At 67.0% G+C, this 19,856-nt stretch carries 17 protein-coding genes; 13 read left to right on the forward strand and 4 right to left on the reverse strand.

All coding sequences use genetic code 11. The annotated features are described in order from the left end of the window. Positions 1-7 precede the first annotated feature (7 nt). The 10 genes from O3I_RS34380 to O3I_RS34425 all read left to right on the forward strand — a co-directional run bounded on the left by O3I_RS34380 (position 8) and on the right by O3I_RS34425 (position 12,746). Positions 8-1,237 (forward strand): acyl-CoA dehydrogenase family protein, encoded by a 1,230-nt coding sequence (locus O3I_RS34380; protein WP_014987645.1) that lies wholly within the window; start codon positions 8-10, stop codon positions 1,235-1,237. A 199-nt stretch (positions 1,238-1,436) separates the two neighbouring features. Further along, positions 1,437-2,465, forward strand: coding sequence for an alpha/beta hydrolase (locus O3I_RS34385; RefSeq protein WP_237748184.1), 1,029 nt, complete (start codon positions 1,437-1,439; stop codon positions 2,463-2,465). 48 nt (positions 2,466-2,513) lie between these two features. After that, positions 2,514-3,131 (forward strand): TetR/AcrR family transcriptional regulator, encoded by a 618-nt coding sequence (locus tag O3I_RS34390; protein WP_014987647.1) that lies wholly within the window; start codon positions 2,514-2,516, stop codon positions 3,129-3,131. A 456-nt stretch (positions 3,132-3,587) separates the two neighbouring features. Continuing rightward, positions 3,588-4,343 carry a hypothetical protein gene (locus tag O3I_RS34395; RefSeq protein WP_148282715.1) on the forward strand — a complete coding sequence of 252 codons (756 nt, stop codon included), beginning with the start codon at positions 3,588-3,590 and terminating at the stop codon, positions 4,341-4,343. 883 nt (positions 4,344-5,226) lie between these two features. Then, entirely contained in the window at positions 5,227-5,859 is a 633-nt protein-coding gene (locus O3I_RS34400; RefSeq protein WP_014987649.1) for a hypothetical protein, read from the forward strand. 99 nt (positions 5,860-5,958) lie between these two features. After that, a complete protein-coding gene (locus tag O3I_RS34405; RefSeq protein WP_014987650.1) occupies positions 5,959-6,459 on the forward strand; it encodes an ArsR/SmtB family transcription factor in 501 nt (166 codons plus the stop codon). Positions 6,460-6,938: 479 nt separating this feature from the next. Further along, positions 6,939-8,564 carry an acyl-CoA synthetase gene (locus O3I_RS34410; protein ID WP_014987651.1) on the forward strand — a complete coding sequence of 542 codons (1,626 nt, stop codon included), beginning with the start codon at positions 6,939-6,941 and terminating at the stop codon, positions 8,562-8,564. Between the two features lie 157 nt (positions 8,565-8,721). After that, a complete protein-coding gene (locus O3I_RS34415; protein WP_014987652.1) occupies positions 8,722-10,380 on the forward strand; it encodes an acyl-CoA synthetase in 1,659 nt (552 codons plus the stop codon). A gap of 84 nt (positions 10,381-10,464) precedes the next feature. Beyond that, positions 10,465-11,028, forward strand: a complete 564-nt coding sequence (locus tag O3I_RS34420) for a hypothetical protein (RefSeq protein ID WP_141691872.1) — start codon at positions 10,465-10,467, stop codon at positions 11,026-11,028. A 236-nt stretch (positions 11,029-11,264) separates the two neighbouring features. Further along, positions 11,265-12,746 carry a PepSY-associated TM helix domain-containing protein gene (locus O3I_RS34425; protein ID WP_014987654.1) on the forward strand — a complete coding sequence of 494 codons (1,482 nt, stop codon included), beginning with the start codon at positions 11,265-11,267 and terminating at the stop codon, positions 12,744-12,746. A 197-nt stretch (positions 12,747-12,943) separates the two neighbouring features. Here O3I_RS34425 and O3I_RS34430 read toward each other — a convergent pair whose 3' ends face one another. From O3I_RS34430 to galK, 4 genes are all read right to left on the reverse strand, one after another. Then, complete coding sequence (locus O3I_RS34430; RefSeq protein WP_014987655.1) at positions 12,944-13,432, reverse strand: FBP domain-containing protein; 489 nt, start codon at positions 13,430-13,432, stop codon at positions 12,944-12,946. 170 nt (positions 13,433-13,602) lie between these two features. After that, a complete protein-coding gene (locus tag O3I_RS34435) occupies positions 13,603-13,857 on the reverse strand; it encodes a hypothetical protein (RefSeq protein WP_014987656.1) in 255 nt (84 codons plus the stop codon). A 9-nt stretch (positions 13,858-13,866) separates the two neighbouring features. After that, on the reverse strand, positions 13,867-15,570 hold the full coding sequence (locus O3I_RS34440) for a sodium:solute symporter family protein (RefSeq protein WP_041564726.1): 1,704 nt from the start codon (positions 15,568-15,570) through the stop codon (positions 13,867-13,869). 244 nt (positions 15,571-15,814) lie between these two features. Continuing rightward, positions 15,815-16,939, reverse strand: a complete 1,125-nt coding sequence (gene galK / locus O3I_RS34445; protein ID WP_014987658.1) for a galactokinase — start codon at positions 16,937-16,939, stop codon at positions 15,815-15,817. 173 nt (positions 16,940-17,112) lie between these two features. Between galK and O3I_RS34450 the strand changes: the two genes are divergently transcribed. From O3I_RS34450 to O3I_RS34460, 3 genes are read left to right on the forward strand one after another with little or no spacing between them, the layout of a single operon-like run. Next, positions 17,113-17,709 (forward strand): pyruvoyl-dependent arginine decarboxylase, encoded by a 597-nt coding sequence (locus O3I_RS34450; RefSeq protein WP_141691871.1) that lies wholly within the window; start codon positions 17,113-17,115, stop codon positions 17,707-17,709. Between the two features lie 8 nt (positions 17,710-17,717). Then, positions 17,718-18,275 (forward strand): hypothetical protein, encoded by a 558-nt coding sequence (locus O3I_RS34455; RefSeq protein WP_237748185.1) that lies wholly within the window; start codon positions 17,718-17,720, stop codon positions 18,273-18,275. Next, positions 18,275-19,852, forward strand: coding sequence for a GGDEF domain-containing protein (locus O3I_RS34460; RefSeq protein ID WP_141691870.1), 1,578 nt, complete (start codon positions 18,275-18,277; stop codon positions 19,850-19,852). The genes O3I_RS34455 and O3I_RS34460 overlap by 1 nt, the downstream gene beginning before the upstream one ends. Positions 19,853-19,856 lie beyond the last annotated feature (4 nt).

A 19,856-nucleotide genomic window follows, 5' to 3' on the forward strand; every position in this document is an offset into this window, starting at 1 on the left:
CTCAACAATGATCAACCTCGAACTCCCCAAGAAGCTGCGGGCCAGCGCCAACCAGGCCCATCAGGTCGCGACCGAGATCTTCCGCCCGATCTCGCGCAAATACGACCTCGCCGAGCACGAGTACCCGGTCGAGCTGGACACCATGGCTGCCATGGTCGAAGGCCTCGCCGACTCCGGCACGCAGAAGATCGGCGGCGCGGCCGGCGGCCGGGAAGACGACAGCGAGACCAACGGGCACGCCACCGAGCTGCTCGGAAACAGCAACGGCGGCAACATGTCCGCGCTGCTGAACGCCCTGGAGACCTCCTGGGGCGACGTCGGCCTGATGCTCTCGATCCCCTACCAGGGACTGGGCAACGCGGCCATCGCGGCTGTCGCCACCGACGAGCAGCTGAAGCGATTCGGCAAGGTGTGGGCCTCCATGGCGATCACCGAGCCGTCGTTCGGTTCCGACTCCGCCGCCGTCACCACCACCGCCGTGCTCGACGGCGACGAATGGGTGCTCAACGGCGAGAAGATCTTCGTGACCGCGGGCCAGCGCTCCACCCACATCGTGGTGTGGGCGTCGGTCGACCGCAGTCTCGGCCGCGCGGCGATCAAGTCGTTCGTGGTGCCGCGCGACGCTCCCGGTCTCTCGGTGGCCCGGCTCGAGCACAAGCTCGGCATCAAGGCCTCCGACACCGCGGTGCTGCTGCTGCAGGACTGCCGGATTCCGAAGGACAACATCCTCGGCAGCCCGGAAGTCAACGTGGAGAAGGGTTTTGCCGGGGTCATGCAGACCTTCGACAACACCCGGCCGATGGTCGCCGCGATGGCGGTCGGCGTCGCCCGCGCCGCCCTCGAGGAGCTGCGGGCCATCCTGACCGACGCCGGTGTCGAGATCTCCTACGACACCCCGCCGAACAACCAGCACGCCGCGGCCGCCGAATTCCTGCGCATGGAAGCCGATTACGAGTCCGCCTACCTGCTGTCGCTGCGCGCCGCGTGGATGGCCGACAACAAGAAGCCGAACTCGCTCGAGGCCTCGATGTCCAAGGCCAAGGCCGGCCGCACCGGCACCGACGTCTCGCTCAAGGCCGTCGAACTCGCGGGCGCCATCGGCTACTCGCAGCGCACCCTGCTGGAGAAGTGGGGCCGTGACTCGAAGATCCTCGACATCTTCGAAGGCACCCAGCAGATCCAGCAGCTCATCGTCGCCCGCCGCATCCTCGGCAAGACGAGTGCGGAACTGAAGTAGTTCGTACCCGAAGGCAAATCGGCGTCGGTCCAGATCTGGGCCGACGCCGATTTGCTGTCCGGGTCGCCAGGATTCCGACCGCGAGTTCGCCATTGCGATGTGGGTCACACCTCGCGTATGCTGCTGCGGCATATGTTAGACGATGGCGTCTGGCAATTGATGTCGGGAGACAATGGTGTACCGATCTGCGCTTACCGCTTTGGTTTTCGTCGCTGCGATGCTGTTGCCCGGCGTCGGGGCCGCCGGGGCCGAGCCCGGCGATCCGAATCTGCCGCCGGTCTCCGGTGGGCCGGGCGGAGTGTGGCCCAAGACGGTGCAGGGGGATATCCATCGGACGTTCGCGCAGCTCGGACCGCACACGGTAGCGGTATCGCAGCAGTTGCATCCGTGTGATGACCTGTACGGCAGCATCCAGCGCCTCGGGTTCTGGATCATGGGCGGCCGCGATGGCGACAAGATGCAGTGCACCACGGCGTTCCCGCACGGCCTCGATTCGCCCATCGGGATGCTGTACTACTGGCCCACCGACCTGCCGGACCAGTCCGCCGCACCGGTACTGGTGTGGTTGCCCGGACTCGACGGTGACGCAGGGCAATACGACCAGATCGCCCGGCTGTGGGCCAGTCGCGGTTTCGTGGTCGCCATGCCGTACAACTTCATCAACTCCTTTCCCACCGACGATCTGTGGGGTATCCAGGCGCTGCTGCGCGAGGAGGCGCGGCCGGACTCACCGCTGCACGGCAAGGTCGACTTCACCCGCACCATCCTCGGCGGACACTCCGGCGGTGCGGGTGCGACCTTCTGGGGCGCGAGTTACCTTCCCGACCACGCGCAGCTGCTCGACCCGCGGCTGCGGATCATCGGTGCGTTGAGTGTCGGTACCGGAATTCAAGCTCCGACAGGGCTTTTCGTCGGAGTTCCGATGCTGAGCATCACCGGCAACCTCGACGTGATCACCCCGGACGCACTGTGGCCCAGGCTGATCGACTACCGAACCCAGTTCCGGGCGCCCGCCTATATCGCCGCCGCCGTCAACGGCACCCATTTCACGGTCAACGACGACCTGCCGAACAATCCGGTCGCTGGACTGTCGATGGCGTGGCTCGAACATCTCGCAGGCACCGACGATCGCGCAGACTCGGTGTTCGTCGGCCCGCAGTGGAGTCTGCCGCGCGACGGGGCTTTCATGGCAGTGGAACGCAACGCCGCCGCCGACCAGCTGCAGTGACCCCGGCTGTTGCCGAACAGGCTGAGCCGGCACCGATATCGTGGTGGCGTGACCACGACGACCCGAACCTACGGCGGCCGGCCGGTGCAGGACCGGCGGGTAGACCGGCGTCGGCAGTTCCTCGACGCCGGACTCACCGTCTTCGGCGAATCGGGCTATCGGAACAGTTCCATCACCAGTGTGTGCCGCGCCGCGGGTTTGGCTCGCGCCCAGTTCTATGAGCTGTTCGACAATCGCGAAGACCTGTTGCTGGCCGTCTACGACCTGATCCAGGCCGATGCGCGCGAAGCCGTGCTGACCGCGGCCGCCGCCGCACCCGGTGACGCCACCGCCCGCGCCACCGCCGCCGTGACCGCGTTCGCCGAGTCGGTCGGCAGCGATCCGCGCCGCGCCGCCATCTCGTTCGTCGAGGTGATCGGCGTCAGCGACCGGGTCGAACAGCACCGGATCGAACAGCGCGCCATCTGGATGCAGTTCTTCGAGGCCGAACTGCGCAACGCTTGCGGACCCGACTTCGCCCCACCCGGCGGATATGCCACCGCCGCAACCGGTTTCATCGGCGCGCTGATGGCACTGGTGCATCGGTGGAGCACCACCGACCCCCGCCCGCCCCTCGCCGATCTGACCGCGGTCCTCACCCGGTTCTTGATCAGCCTCATCACCTGAATACCGAAATACCCGATGCCACGGGCAGTGGAATTCATCGAATTTCGCCGCAACACCACATACCCGGGCGTGTACAGTTGCTGTTGTCACGCGAGTGATGCTGGGGGATGGGACGCCGGTTGCAGCCGACGCCCCACCAGGTGGGTTATCATCTAGCCCGCAGCCAGCGGACCAGCACGAGCGCTCCGGCGGTTACGGCAGCAACGACCAGCACCATGCCGTAGTTGACCGGAGCCTCTTGCTTTTTGCGGCGATGTTTCGCCATCCCCCACCACCTCCTTCCTGGGCGCGATGTCGGACCATGTCCATCGCCCCTCGGAATGAGGTGGCCTCACCCTACGCGAACCTGCCGACCAGAATCGTTGGAACACCGGCACTTTCGACACCGAAAAGCGACTTTCCGCGCGAGGTTCCAGTTGTGCCATCGTTTTCGGGCCAAACGGACCACATCCCGTTGTGTCCCGGAGGGGTTCACAGATCATTCATACGGTTCACACGCCCTACACTCCCTGTGAACCGTATAAAAGCTCCGTGAACCCCGAGCTATCTCGTGATGGAACGCAGGCGCTGTGTTTCAGACCGGCGGGCGCGCTCGCGAACACCGGCGGATTGGCATACTGGTGCTGTGCAGGAACACCCGATCAGGTCCGGATCAACCTTCGGATTCATGACCAGCTCGGCGATCCGCCCAGTGACGACTGGACGCTCACCTTCGGTGGCCGAAGCGTCGACCAGACCGAGGTGCGAGCGTTCATCGAAAGCCAGTTCCCCAAGCAGGACCAATTCGTCTTGGACGAGCGGCGGTACCAATACTCTTGGGGCAGTTCGGCGATGGTGTGGTCCTTCGTCGTGGAGATGGCCCCGACGGTAGGTTCCGTGATCGCCGCCGGGATAGCCGGTGGCGCCGCATGGGACGGGGTCAAAGGAATCGGAAAGCGACTGCCGAGCCTGTGGGGCGGCCGCGAGACCGACGAGCCGTTGGCGATCACCGACGACTCGGCCAGGCGCGAGGCGATTCGGCTTGTGCGCGAACGGTATCGACTCGAGCCCGACAGCGTGCTCACCCCCGTGAGTATCACGTCCGATCTCGTGACTTTACGGTCCACTGTGGTCCTGGATGCCCGCACCGGAAACCGCTACGAGGTAGAACTGCTACGAACCGCGAGTGGCGTGAGCCTCGCAAGAATTACCGTCACCGAATCCGGCAGCTGACGGCTCCCGGTCGCGACGCCAAGTGCTAACCATGCTCAGCACCGGTGTCGTCGAATTTCGCCGCAAATGTACAGGCGTTGGGGTGTACAGTTGCGGTTGTCACGCGAGTGATGCCGAGCGGGAGAGCCGCTGCGCTAACAGCGGCCCCACCTGGTGGTTTACCTAGTCCACACTCGGCGGACCAGGATGAGCGCCCCGGCGATTGCGACAGCGGCCGTTACGCAGATGCCGTAATCGACCGGGGCCTTGCTCTTTTTGCGGCGATGTTTCGCCATTCCCCACCACCTCCTTCCTGGGCGCGATGTCGGACCATGTCCATCGCCCCTCGGAATGAGGTGGCCTCACCCTACGCGAACCTGCCGACCAGAATCGTTGGAACACCGGCACTTTCGACACCGAAAAGCGACCTTCCGCTCCAGGTTCCAGTTATGCCACACTTTTCGGTTCCAGAACGGAACGCATATCCCGCGTTCGACGTCGGCACCTACTTCAGACCTGGGGGCATCGGCGAATAGGCATACGAATCGTGAGCGGCGTTGCACCCCGGGGAGTTCCACAGACCATTCGTACCGTTCACAGGCCCTACACCCCCTGTGAACCGTATGCATGCTCTGTGAACCCCACCAACAGCTTTCGCAGGCCGCACGATTGCGCTCGTTTCAGATTCGGCGGTTGCGGTTGAGGCGGAATTCGCCCTGAATGTCGGGATTGTTGGGTTCCAGTTGGAATGTTCCGGAATGTCGCGGCGGCAGAAGAGGCATGCGAGTTGGATAGTGGAGCGGTTCGGTCAGGGGTGGTTGCGTAACGGCCGGTGTTTCTTGATCGACAATTGAGCGAATGTTTTCTCTCGAGCTGTACCAGAGACCTCAAGGAGAAACTGCATATGGAACGACCGAGTGTGATCCGTCGCCTCGCGACTGTTTTCGCCACAACGGCGGTGGCCGCGGGCGTTTTCGCCGGCAGTGCCGGTGCGGCGCCGAGCACCGTCGATTGGGGCACGGCCGCGCAGCAGTTGCGCGCGGCGGCCGCGGGCAACGCGCAGGCCGAGCAGGCGGTGGATCGGCTGCTCGCTTCGGGGCAGCTGAACAAGGCCGGACAGGTGGCGTTGCCTGCGCAACCGTTCCAGATTCCGGCCCAGTCGGATATCGGCCGTGGTGACGGTCCCGGCGTCTATGGGTCGGGTATCGCACTCGGGCTCGACGGGTTCCGGTTCGGGTTCTTCGGCGGACCCGGCACCATCGCGCCGAATCAGGGTGGCGCGAAACTCGAGGTGCTGTGGATCAATCTGTCCAACGGGCGCAGCGGCACCGAGGTGCTGAACGAGCACAACGACGTCCCGGTGGACACCACCATTCGGTCCCGGGCCTTGGACACCGGCGCGGGCATGATCGTCGCCGCGGTGTACGGCAGCCTGTGGCACCGCTGGTCGGTTCCGGTGAGCGACGCGAACCCGGACGGGTATCAGTACCAACTGGGCACGATCTCGGTGCCGTCGTTCGGCGCGGTTTACAACTGAGCGACCGGTTTGACGGCCGTCGCGGGGCAGCCCGCGGCGGCCGTCGTGCACTCGAATGACCTCTTGTTCGGAACTACGTAGTTCCGTAGCTTTTGTGGCGTGAGTCTGGAAGAGCGGGTCGCGGAACTCGAACGGCGGCTCGACGGGCTGCTGCCCTTCGCGAACGGGAACGGGCACGAAGCGTCGTCGGACCGCTGGGCGGCCACCCGCCTGCACGAGGAGTTCGCCGCGACCGACGAGCCGAACGGCGGCGTGCTGTTCGCGGGTTCGCTGCGACTGCCGACCGACGAGCAGTACAGCTGGCAGGCCACGTTCACCACCGGCGACCTGATCGAGGACGACTGGGCCGAGACCGCGGAATGCCTTGCCGCGCTGGGCAACCCGGTGCGGTTGCGGCTGCTGCGGGAGATCATGGGCGGCCGCAGGACCGCCGCCGAACTGGTCGGACTCGAGGGGGTCGGCACCTCGGGCCAGGTCTATCACCATCTGCGGCAGCTGGCCGCCGTCGGCTGGCTGCACACCGCCGGCCGCGGGCGTTTCGAAGTGCCCGCGGGCCGGGTGGTGCCGTTGCTGATCGCACTGGCCAGCGCGCGGCGCTGAACCTAACTCAGGTCGCCGAGCTGACCGGCGCAGAGCGCGAAGACGACCACGACGAGGGTGCGGATCAGCCGCACTGGTCACCGCACGAGCAGGCGCCGCCGGATTGGCAGCCACATTGGCAGCTCGGACCGCAGGTGCAATCCGGCGCCGGTACCGAAGTCGAGCGAACAAGCCTGATGATCATCGTTGAATCAGCCTCCATTCTGGTGTTCGACTACCCCTTGCGTGCATCGAACGCGCAGCGGCTGACCATGTCAAATAACCGCCGGTCCGGCGGTCTGGCGACACGCCGGTTACCGAAATTCCTCCCACGAAATCCCTGAAATCCCGCGGGCCGGACCCCGACACGGCGACCATGTCCGATTAATCCGGTTCAGTCTGTGACCCCGCACACTGAGCACTGCTACGGTATGCCAAAAGTGGCCGTACCAGTTCGCTAGGTCGAGTGCCGACGCGAGGTTCTGTGGAGGTGTTTCGACATGAAGGTGGCGCACGCGCTCGAGGTCGTGAAGGCGTTGGGAGTGCTGCGGAAGCGCGGGGTCTCCGATCCGCGCAAACCGCTGGAAACGCTTCGGACGATGAAGGAATCGCAGATCTACGGGCCGCAGGCCACGCTGATCCGCCACGCCGCGCGCATCGCGCCGGACTCCCTCGCACTGGCCGACGAGAAGGGTGAACTGACCTACGGCCAGATCGACAAGCAGTCGACCGCGATCGCGCGCGGCCTGCACGCGGCGGGGCTCACCGAGGGCACCGTCGTCGGGGTGCTGGCCCGCGACCATCGCGGCCTGATCCTGTCCATGGTTGCCGCGAGCAAGGCCGGCGTGCGGGTGGCGCTGATGAACACCGGGTTCGCCAAGCCGCAGTTCGCCGAGGTGTGCCAGCGCGAGCAGGTCAAGGCGATGCTGCACGACAGCGAGTTCCTCGGCCTGCTCGACGCACTGCCCGCCGACCTGCCGCGCTATCTCACGTGGGTCGACGAAGATACCGAATTGCCCACGGGCGCACAGACTCTCGATGACCTGGTCGCGGCGAACTCCAGCGAGGAGCTGGCCCCGCCGAGCAAGCCGGGCGGTTTCATCATTCTCACCAGCGGCACCACCGGCCTGCCGAAGGGCGCCACCCGCGCCAAGGTGTCGCCGCTGGCCACCGCGCAGTTCCTCGACCGCGTCCCGTTCCCGTACCGGGGCGCGCAGGTGATCGTGTCGCCGATCTTCCACAGCACCGGGTTCGGCACCTGGCTGGTCGGCATGGCGATGGGCAACAAGATCGTGGTGCGCCGCCGCTTCGACGCCGAGGCGACCCTGAAGTTGATCGCCGATCACAAGGCGGAGATGCTCGTCGCGGTGCCGACCATGCTGCACCGGATGACGGAGCTGGATCCGGCCATCCGCGCCAAGTACGACACCTCGTCGCTGAAGGTCATCCTGCTCGCGGGCTCGGCGCTGTCGCCGGAGCTCACCATGAAGGCCACCCAGGCGTTCGGGCCGGTCCTGTACAACCTGTACGGCTCGACCGAATGCTCGGTGGCGGCCATCGCGAACCCGGAAGACCTGGCCATCGCGCCCGGCACGGTCGGCCGCGCGCCGGTCACCTGCGAGGTGCGCCTGTTCGACGACAACGACAAGCCGGTCACCGCGATCGGCACGACCGCGCGCATCTTCATCCGCAGCGGGACGCCGTTCGAGGGCTACACCGACGGCCGCAACAAGCAGATCATCGACGGCTTCATGTCCAGCGGTGACGTCGGCCACTTCGACGAGCACGGCCTGCTGATGGTGGACGGCCGCGACGACGACATGATCGTCTCCGGCGGCGAGAACGTCTTCCCGCAGGAGGTGGAGAACCTGCTGCTGGAGCGGCCGGACATCTTCGACGCGGCGGTGGTCGGCGTGGACGACGCCGAATTCGGAAAGCGGTTGCGCGCCTTCGTGGTTCCCGAGCCGGGCCAGAACCCGGACGGCGAGGAGATCAAGGCCTACGTCAAGAACAACCTGGCCCGCTACAAGGTGCCGCGCGAGGTGGTGTTCCTCGACGACCTGCCGCGCAATCCGACCGGCAAACTGCTGCGGCGGGTGCTGGTGGAGTACGACACCACCGCCTGACGGTCATCGGCTGGTTACCCACCGGTAGGAGCTGTTGAGATACGTGACACATCCGGTTACAGATGGTTGCTATTGTTAGCGGCAGCACTGGATCCCGTAGTCGCGGTCCGCACCACCCATCGGCTCCCCGGGTGGGACCGCCGGAAGGTTGTTGTCGATGGTTGTCTCCTTCCCCGCGTTGAGCGGCACTGCCCGCAAGGCCGGAACACTCGCTCTCGGCGTGAATGTCATGGTCAAGCGGCATCTGTTCAATCCGCTCCGGCTCGACCAGGCCGTGCGCTCGGCGATCAACGTGACGAAACTCGGCCCGTTCGCCGGCGTCGCCATGCATGCCGCGCAGACCCGGCCCAACGCGGGGGCGATCGTCGACGAGGCGGGTGAGCTGACCTTCGGCGAACTGAACGAGCAGTCGAACGCGCTGGCCCGCGGCCTGGCGACGCAGGGTGTGCGGCCGGGCGACGTGGTGGCGGTACTGGCGCGCGATCACCGCGGCATGGTGCTGAGCCTGCTCGCCGCGGGCAAGCTCGGCGTGCGCACGGTGCTGATGAACACCGGGTTCGCCAAGCCGCAGTTCGCCGATGTCGCCGAGCGCGAAAAGGTGAAGGCGGTGCTGCACGACAGCGAGTTCCTGGACCTGATGAGCGCGATTCCCGCCGACATCCCGCGGATCCTCACCTGGGTCGACGCCAAGGACAACGCCGATCCATCGATCCCGACCATCGCCTCGCTCATCGCGGGCGAATCCACCGCACCGCTGCCCGCGCCCGCGAAGCCGGGCGGCATGGTCATCCTGACCAGCGGCACCACCGGTACGCCGAAGGGCGCGCCGCGGGACCGGGTGAGCCCGTTCGCCTCGGCCCAGTTCGTCGACCGGGTGCCGTTGCCGCACAACGGCACCATGATCATGGCCGCGCCGATCTTCCACGGCACCGGGCTGTCCCAGTTCACCCTCGGTGTCGCGCTCGGCAACCGGGTGGTCTTCCAGCAGCGCCGGTTCGATCCGGAGCTGACGCTGAAGAACATCGTGAAGTACCGCGCCGACTCGCTGGTGGTCGTGCCGACCATGTTGCAGCGCATCCTCGATCTCGACGAGGAGGTGCTGGCCAAGTACGACCCGCGCACCATCAAGGTGATCTTCGCGGCGGGCTCGGCCATCGCGCCCGACGTGGTGACCCGGACGCTGGACTACTTCGGCGACACCCTCTACAACCTGTACGGCTCCACCGAGTGCGCGGTGATGACCGTGGCGACGCCGGAGGATCTACGCAAAGCGCCGACCACCGCGGGCAAAGCCCCGGTCGGGATCAAGATCGTGCTGCTGGACGAGAACCGCAAGCCGATCACGAAGCCGAATGTCACCGGCACCATTTTCGTCGACAACGGTTTCGCGTTCACCGGTTACACCGACGGCCGCACCAAGGAGGTCGTCGACGGCATGATGTCCAGCGGCGACGTCGGGCATTTCGACGCCGACGGGCTGCTCTACATCGACGGCCGCGACGACGACATGATCGTCTCCGGCGGCGAGAACGTCTTCCCGCTCGAGGTGGAGAACCTGATCGCCGGACGCGAGGACATCTTCGAGGCCGCCGTGGTGGGCGTCGACGATCGCGAGTTCGGCAAGCGCCTGCGCGCGTTCGTCGTGCCCGGCCCCGACTCCAAGCGGGACGCGCAGGAGATCAAGGACTTCGTCAAGGCGAACCTGGCCCGCTACAAGGTCCCCCGCGAGGTGATCTTCCTCGACGAACTCCCGCGCAACGCCACCGGCAAACTGCTGCGCAAACCGCTCATCGAGATGGACGTAGACGCGAGCTGAGCAGGTAGCCGACGGCCGGTCCACAGTTGCTTCCCCGGTTGTCCGGCGGGGAAAACCGTGCAATCCGTCGGCTACTATCAGCGAGTGAACAACGAGTTCGACCGGGCTGCTGCGGGACAACGCAGCGCCGTCGCGCGGGTGCGCGGCGCTTCGGCCGGCGCGATCTCGGGCACCATTTCCGTTGCGGCACATGGCTGGGCGTCCGGCGGCATGGCGCCGAGCGGTAGCACCCTCACTCTGCTCGCCGGCACCGCCGCACTGATCGGAGCGCTGGTCGCCGGACTCGCGCCGCTGCGCGACACCGCGACCGGTCTGGTGGCCGCCCTGGTCGCCGGACAGTTGCTCGGCCACGTGACGATGGGTCTGGGTTCGGGGCATCTGCATCACGGCGATGCCCAGCTGACCCCGGCCATGCTCACCGCCCACGTACTCGCGGCCGTCGCCGCGGCCGCCGTGATCCGCGGCGCGGAAACCGCCTATCGGGCCGGCACCGCGGTGCTGCGCCGGGTGCTGCCGTCCCGCCGGGTACTGCCGTTCTTGCCGGAACCCGCGCCGCTGCGCACCACCCACCGCGACCGAGTCATCCTGCGCGTCTTCGCCGCCGAATCGCTGCGCACCCGCGCCCCGCCGGTCGCCGTCGCCCACTGATCATTTCGTCACGCCGACCGACCGGTCGCGTGTACACGTGTGTCCAGGCACACCGTCGACGCCCCATCGGCGTGTAGCAGCATCCGCTCGCCGTATCTCCGCGACCAGCTCTGCTTTCCGTGGCCGTGCCCGGACAGCGCTATGTCTCTGTCGACCCGGCATTCCGGCTGCGTGCGGCACCCCTGCCGACCGCACCGCCAGAACCCGGGTTACCCGAACTTCAGAATCGAAAAATCGTGAGCACAACAGAAATAACGACGGACACCGGAGCACCGGCGGCCGTACCCGATTCCACGCCGGCCCGGCCCGGCCGGCCCCGGCCCGCGGCCCGCAACGGGCTGCACGCACTCGCGATGCGACTGCACTTCTACGCCGGCGTCTTCGTCGCACCGTTCATCCTCATCGCCGCGGTTACCGGCGCGCTCTACGCGATCTCACCGACCCTGGAATCGATCGTGTCGCGTGACCTGCTGACCGTGGAGTCCACCGGTGGCGCACCCAAACCGCTGTCCGAACAGGTCGGGGCCGCCGTCGCGACCCAGCCGAACCTCACGCTGAACGCGGTCTCCCCTGCGGCGGGCGCCGAGGACACCACCCGGGTGCTGTTCGCCGATCCCACCCTGGGCGCGTCGGAGCGGCGCGCGGTGTTCGTCAACCCGTATACCGCTCAGCCCGTGGGTGATTCGGTCGTCTACGGCAGTTCCGGCGCACTCCCGCTGCGCACCTGGATCGACCGCCTGCACCGTGATCTGCACCTCGGCGAACCCGGCCGGCTCTACAGCGAGCTGGCCGCGTCGTGGCTGTGGGTGATCGCGCTGGCCGGTCTGGTCGTGTGGCTGCGGCGGGTACGCGCACGCAGGCAACGGAATTCGGCGCGCTGGCTGTTCGCGCCGGACCGGTCGCAGCAGGGCCGCGGCCGCACCGTGAACTGGCACGGCTCGGTCGGTATGTGGGTGCTGCCGCTCATTCTCCTGCTCTCGGCTACGGGCATGACCTGGTCGACCTATGCGGGCGAGAACATCACCGAAATTCGCCAGCAGCTCAGCTGGACCACGCCCTCGGTCACCACCACACTGCCGGGAGCCGTTGCGCCCGCGCATGATTCGGGAGGCGATCACCACGCCGGACATACGGCCGCGCCCGCGCCCGCGAATGTGTCCGATCGGATCGTCCAGCTCGATCAGGTCTACCGGACGGCGCGCGCCAACGGCCTCACCCAGGCCGTCGAGATCAGCATCCCGGCCGAGCCCACCCAGGCGTTCGCGGTGAAGGAACGGCGGATGCCGGGCACGTACACCGTGGACGCGGTCGCTGTAGACGGCGCCACCGGCGCGGTCACCGATCGGCTCGCGTACGCCGATTGGCCGCTGATGGCCAAGCTCACCAACTGGGGCATTCAGTTCCACATGGGTCTGCTGTTCGGTCTGCTCAACCAGTTGCTGCTGCTCGCGGCGATGATCGGGCTGATCACCGTGCTGGTGCGCGGCTACCTCATGTGGTGGCGCAGACGACCGACCCGCGGCGGCGCCGGGCGGATTCCGCTGGGCCGGGCCCCGAAGCGCGGCGCACTGCGGCGGTCCTCGCCGTGGCTGGCCGTGCCGCTGGTCCTGGTCGCGGTAGTGGTCGGCTGGTTCGCCCCGCTGGTCGGACTCAGTCTGCTCGCGTTCCTGGTCGTCGACGTGCTCGTCGGTCTGCGGGCTCGGCTACGCGCGGCGTAACCGGCTCGCCTCGGGTTTCCTCCCCGGATGACACGGTCCGGCCGCATGCGGTCGGGCCGTCTCGACCGGAGAGGAAACCCGGTGCACCCCGAGTGGGCTGGTGTGATCGCGGGACTCGGGGTGCGACGAGCCGAGCGTCGAGTGTCGGCGCATGGCATCTACCTCCATTTCTCATCGGATTGCTGAGTCAAGTGGGATCAGGCTTTGAGCCTGGCGATGAACGCCTGCAGGTTGGTCAGCAGCCGCTCGACCTTCTGCTCGGGATTCAGGTTCTCCCGGTACCGGTTGCCCAGCGCGGGGGTCTTCTTGCCGCGCGCGTACAGCGAACAGTTCAGATCGGTGCACATGTAGGTGCCGATCGTGTTGCCGTTGCGCCCGGACGGACCGGCCTTGGCCGCGGTCAGCAGGGAAACCCCGCTACCGGTGTGCGTGGTCAGGCAGATCGAGCACATCTGCGCCCGGCCGGACCCACCGGTTTCGTAGCGCAGCGCGACGCCGATCAGCTCGTCGTCCTGCGGGACGACCAGATAGCACCGGCCCGGCAGCGACGGATCCGACCAGCCGAGGAAATCGAGGTCGTCCCAGGGACGCTCGTCGAGTTCGCGCGGTACCGGCAGCCGCTTGGCTTCGGACTTGGAACAGTTGATGAACGACGATCGGATCTCGCGTTCGGTCACTGGTTTCATGGCATGGCACTCCGTTTCATCTCGTTGGTGTGAAACCGAAGAGACGTTACGTTCGCTAACGGCCCGGCGACAAACGTATTTCGCCGCAAAGACCCGCTGACCTGCCCGCTGTGAAGATCGTCACCGACCGCCGAGCAGCCTCGCCGGACCCGGTCCGGCGAGGCCTTCCGCTACGGCGTGTCCGACGGTTCTTCCTCGATCTCGGCCGCGGGCGCCTGCTCGGGCACCGCGACCGGGCGCAGCATCGCCCACGCGAGGAACAGCACGGCCACCACGGCCATGCCGATCCCGGCCCAGAGGTTGACGTTGACGTTGCCGGTCTTGGCCTGCTCGGCGGCGGTGTTGTGCACCAGTCCGGTGATGACCAGGATGACGCCGTAACTGCCGAGCAGGGCGCCGACGATGGTGCGGATGTCGAAAAGCATTGCGGCTCCTTATCCGACGACGATGTTGAGGACGATGACGAGCACCAGGGCGATACCCGCGAGCAGCACCGGGCGCTGGTACCAGGGCAGCGACGCCTCGTCGGGATCGGTGCGCACCTCCTTGGGCGTCTCCGAATAGACCAGGCCGACGAGTTCGGCGACCGGTTTCGGCCTGGTCACCTGAGTGACCAGCACGCTCACCACGATGTCGACCACGAACGCGACGCCCGCGGCCACGAAACTCGCGCCCTGGCCCGACAATTCGAACACCTTGGTCTCGTGCAAGATGAACACGACGATGGCGGAACCGGTTCCGCAGACCAGGCCCATCCAGCCCGCCGCCGGAGTCATCCGTTTCCAGAACATGCCGAGGATGAAGGTCGCGAACAACGGCGCGTTGAAGAAACTGAACAGGGTCTGCAAGTAGTCCATCATGTTGCTGAAACTCGACGCGATGAACGAGGTGAAGATCGCCGCGACGGTGGCGCCGACGGTCGCCCATCGTCCGATATTCAGGTAGTACCCGTCCGGCCGATCCTTGCGCACATATTGCTGCCACAGGTCGTAGCTGAAGACCGTATTGAACGCGGAGATATTGGCGGCCATACCCGCCATGAACGCGGCGAGCAGACCGGCCAGGCCCACTCCGAGCAGTCCGTTCGGCAACACGTCTTTCATCAGATACAGCAGCGCCTGGTTATAAGTGGTGTCGCCACTGAAGTCCGGATCTGCCGCCTTGGCCGCCTTGTATTCGCTCATCTGCGGCACCAGCACGGCACTGATCATGCCGGGGATCACCACGATCAGCGGAATGAACATCTTCGGATAGGCGCCGATGATCGGCGTCCGCCGGGCCGCGGAGATGGAGTGCGTGGCCAGCGCCCGCTGCACCTCGACGAAGTTGGTGGTCCAGTAACCGAACGAGAGCACGAACCCGAGGCCGAACACGATGCCGATCACCGACAGGATGTTGCTGCTGAAGCCGCTGAGCGCGTTGCCGGGCCACGAGTCCAGCTGCGCGCCGCCACCCGGCGAGGCGGTCACCTTGTCCCGCAACCCGTCCCAGCCGCCGACCTTGTGCAGGCCGACCAGCGTGAGCGGCAGCAGCGCGGCCACGATGACGAAGAACTGCAGCACCTCGTTGTAGATCGCGGCGGACAGGCCGCCGAGGGTGATGTAGGACAGCACGATCACCGCCGCGATCACCACCGACAGCCACAGCGGCCAGCCGAGCAGCACGTTCAGGATGGTGCCGAGCAGATACAGGTTGACGCCCGCGATCAGCACCTGGGCGACGGCGAAGCTGAGCGCGTTCACCAGATGCGCGCCGGTGCCGAACCGCCTGCGCATGAACTCGGGGACGCTGCGCACCTTGGAGCCGTAGTAGAACGGCATCATCACCACGCCGAGGAACAGCATGGCCGGAACCGCGCCGATCCAGAAGTAGTGGAAGGTCGGGAAACCGTATTGCGCGCCGTTGGCCGACATGCCCATGATCTCGACCGCGCCGAGATTGGCGGAGATGAACGCGAGACCGGTCACCCAGGCGGGCAGCGACCGCCCGGACAGGAAGAAGTCGATGCTGGACGAGACGCGCTGTCTGGCCAGTAAGCCGATGCCGAGTACGAAGACGAAATAGAGCGCCACCAAGGCGTAGTCGACCGGGTCCGCGTCGAGTCGCAGCGTGGTCGAGGCCTCGAAATGGGTGGACATCCGTGGCTCGGCGGCGAGCAGCACGGAGGTCAGAACGGGTGAATCGGCAAGCGGCACAGCGTCCCTCCTGGCGGTAAACCTGGCGTCGAGCGGGATCCTTCGTGGTACGAGATCGTGCGTCTACGGGTACTGCGTGGCGCGCGAGTCCCTCGTCGCCGGCCGAATGGTGTCGGCCGACACCCACTCTGCGTGATTGTGCCTCACTCGCGGGGCACAATCGCGCACAAAGAACTCGGTCGGTCGCTCAGTCGAGCCGGTGCGCGCCGGCCGCTGGGCCGACGACGAAGGTGCGCGGCTCGGCAAAGCCCGCGTCCGCGAACCGTTTCCGGGTCGCGTCCACCACGGCGGCGGTGTGCGCGCGGTCGACGAGCGCGATCGCGCTGCCACCGAATCCACCGCCGACCATGCGCGCGCCGTGCGCCCCGGCGGCGCGCGCGGCGGCGACGGCGGTGTCCAGCGCGGGCGTGGACACCTCGAAATCGTCGCGCAGCGACGCGTGCGCCGCGGTGAGCACCGGCCCGATCGCGCGCGGATCCGCACCGCTGCGCAATTCTTCGGCAACCCGCAGGACGCGCGCGTTCTCTGTCACGACATGTCGCGCGCGGCGGCGCAACACCGGATCGGCGAGCCGCGCCACGTCGGCCACCGCGGCGACATCACGCAGCGCGGGCACACCGAGTTCGGCGGCGGCGGCTTCGCATTGGGCGCGGCGCTCGGCGTAACCGCCGTCGACCAACTCGTGCGGCTGCCCGGTGTCGATCACCAACAGCTCCAACCCGAATCGGGCCAGATCGAACGGAATCTGTTCGTAGGCAACGTTGTTCGCATCGTCGTCGGCGAGGAAGCCGCGGATGTCGAGGAACAGCGCGTGCCCCGCGGTGCACATGATCGAGGCGGACTGGTCCAGCAAACCGGTGGGCGCGCCGACGTAGTCGTTCTCCGCGGCGCGGGCCAGCTCGATCAGCGCACGATCGGTGACAGTGGGCGCGAACAGATCCCGCAGCGCGATGGCCACCGCGCAGGACAGCGCGGCCGAGGAGGACAGCCCGGCGCCGATCGGCACGGCGCCGTCCAGCACGAGGTCGACCCCGCCGACGGCGTGCCCCCGGCGCACGAATTCGGCGACCACCCCGAGCGGATACCGCGACCAGCCCGGCACCCGGTCGCGCTGGGCGGCCAGTTCCGCCACCGCGACCAGCACGGTCTCGCCCGGCCGCTGCCGGGACGTGACCCGCACCTGCCGGTCCGGGCGCACCCCGGCCGCGCACTCGACCACCAGCGGCAGCGCGATCGGCAGCACGAATCCGTCGTTGTAGTCGGTGTGTTCGCCGATGATGTTGACCCGTCCCGGCGCCGCCCACGTCTGCACTGGTCCCTCGCTGTCTGTCGTGTCCACACCTACCCGTCCGGCCCACGTTACGAGACACGCCGTCGTAGCACTGGTTTCGGCCGTCGGAGGTGCGCGATTCCCCTTTGTGACGCAGAGTCGATTTTGTCGCATTACCGGCCTGCAAATTGGGCCGGGCTTTTTGGGAGGGCACTATGATTCACACCACCCCGCGCAGCGGTCCAGTGGGGCGGCGCGGCCGCCTGGTCGGACTGCCATGGATAGATCGGCTTCGTCCACCCCTGGGCAGGCCGGTCGCCGGGGCGCCGTTGACGATCGAGATCGGTGCCGCGACCGGGGCAGGCACGACAGCCATGTCGGCCTTCGACGCAGCACTGCGCGACCTGGGAGTAGGTGATGCCAATTTGATCCGGCTGTCGTCGGTCATTCCGCCCGGGGCGGCGTTGGCACGCACCGGCCGCGTGCGTAAACCGATACCGTGGGGCGATCGTCTCTATTGCGTCTACGCGGTGCAGCATGCGCACGAGCCCGGCCAGACCGCCGCGGCTGGCATCGGCTGGGTGCTGCGCGACGACGGTTCCGGCGCGGGCCTGTTCGTCGAGCACGAGGCCGAGACGACCGCGCAGGTCACCGCGCTGATCCGGTCCAGCCTCGACGATATGACCCGGCATCGACCGGAAACCTTCGGCCCGATCCAGCTGTGCACGACCGAGACCACCGCCGACGGCGGGCCGACCTGCGCGCTGGTGCTCGCGGCGTATCACACCACCCCGTGGGGGTTCCAGCGATGAACGACGACGTGCACATCACCATCGACACCAAGGTGCCCGACGACCAGATCGACCAGTTCTACGAACTGTACGAGGACGCGTTCGGCCCGCTGCGCACCAAAGCCATCGCCAGACAGGTGTTGCACCGCGAGGAATTCCGCGCCGAAATGATCGACGCGCGGGTACAGAAACACGTGGCCAGAACCCCTTTCGGCGAGCCGATCGGGGTGACCACGCTGACCAGACATCTGGACACCGTGCCGTGGATCAGTCCGGAATACTTCGCGGCCCGGTATCCTGAACATGCGGCGCGGGACGCGATCTTCTACATCGGTTTTACCCTCGTTACGCCAAGAGCGCGGCAAGGGGTCGCATTCCATGCCATGATCGAATCAGTTGCCCAGGTTTTGATAGCCGAACGCGCTGTGTTCGGTTGGGACATGTGCTCGTACAACAACACTCGGCCCTGGTTCACCGGCCACATCAAGTCGGTGCTCGACGAGTTGGAGCTCGAGGTTGCGGTGGAGGATACGCAGACCTACTACGCGGCCTGGTTCACCGGGGACGGAGCGACCAAGGGGGGCTGATGACAGTCAGCGAAGGGCCGCGGTCAGCAGGGCGGCAGCAATTCCGAACACGGTGGTACGCACTGCTTCTCGGGGGAAGCGCGGCCGCGATCATGGTGCATGTCGCGGTCGAGTCACCGGTGCTGACCTACCTGACGATGGCGATCATCCTGGCGGGCACACTCGCCATGATCGGCATCGGCCTGTGGATGCACCGCCCGGCGCGGCCGCTGCCCTGGTACCTGCTGTCGGCCTCGTCGGTGCTCTCGGCCACGGGCAGCGCGCTGCGCGAGACCTCCGAGCACGGCTTGCATCCGATCGACGACGCGTTCACCTTGCTCGGCTACCTGACCGTCGGCCTCGCCGCCCTGATCTGGTTGCGACCCCGTCAGGTCCGCGGCAACTACGACCTGGTGCTCGACTCGGGGTTGATCGGGCTCGGCGCGCTGCTCGCGTCCTGGACCTTCCTGATCTCCCCCATCCTGCGCACCCACGACAACACCGTGAACACCATGGTGGCCGCCACCTATCCGGTGCTGGACGCCTTGCTGTTGACGCTGATCGCGCACTCGGTGGCCACCTCGACCCGCTCGGAAACCTCGCTGCGGCTGGTGCACATCGGGCTGATCGCCGCGCTCATCGGCGACCTCGGCTACAGCATGGAGGCCGCGGGCACGATCGCGGTCAGCCGCGACATGCTGATGGCGCCGCTGCTGGCCGCGTACGCGACCGGCGGCGTCGCGGCGCTGCACCCGACCATGGTCGGCCTCGGCAACCCGCGCCGGATCCACCCGCACCACTCCCGGCAGCGAGCCAGCTTCATCGCGGTCGTCCTGATCGTCGCGTCGCTGGTGCCGGTGGTCGGTTCCTCGCTCGGCATGCTCGATCGCGTGGTGGTGTCGTCACTGTTCGCGCTGCTGCTCATCGGGGTGCTGGTGCGCAGCGAGCGGGCCATCGTGCGCAGCTCACGCAGTGAGCGGCGCGCCCAGCACCAAGCCGATCACGACATGCTCACCGGGCTGCTCAACCGCTCCGCGCTGTTACGCGCACTGAATCGCAACAGCGAGCGGTGGGCCGAACAACCGCTCTGCCTGCTGTTCATCGATCTCGACGGCTTCAAGATGGTCAACGACAGCTACGGGCACGCGGTGGGTGACGAACTGATCGCGAACGCCGCCTCGCGCATCCGGCGTGTGGTGCTGCGCGACGACGTGGTCGCCCGCTACGGCGGCGACGAATTCGTGGTGCTCTCCCCGCTCGGCCGGCAGGAGGCCGCGACCCTGGCCGAACGACTGCTCGGCGCGTTCGTGCGGCCGTTCGAGCTGAGCGCGGGCGAAATCCCGATCACCGCGAGCATCGGCATCGCCTGTGGTTCGCCGCGCAGCACCGACGCCACCATCTACGACCTCATCCGGGACGCCGATTCGGCCATGTACCACGCGAAGGAGTACTCGCTCGGCTACGCGTTCCACGACGACGCGCGCCACGCGCCCGATACCGTGCGGCACGCCGGCGCCGATACCGTGCGGCACGCTCCCGCCGAGAGCGGGCGGCGGATCTGGCACGCGAGCACCAGATCCACCAGCACCGCGGTCTGACGGT

The sequence above is a fragment of the Nocardia brasiliensis ATCC 700358 genome (assembly GCF_000250675.2).
Taxonomy (GTDB): Bacteria; Actinomycetota; Actinomycetes; order Mycobacteriales; family Mycobacteriaceae; genus Nocardia; species Nocardia brasiliensis_B.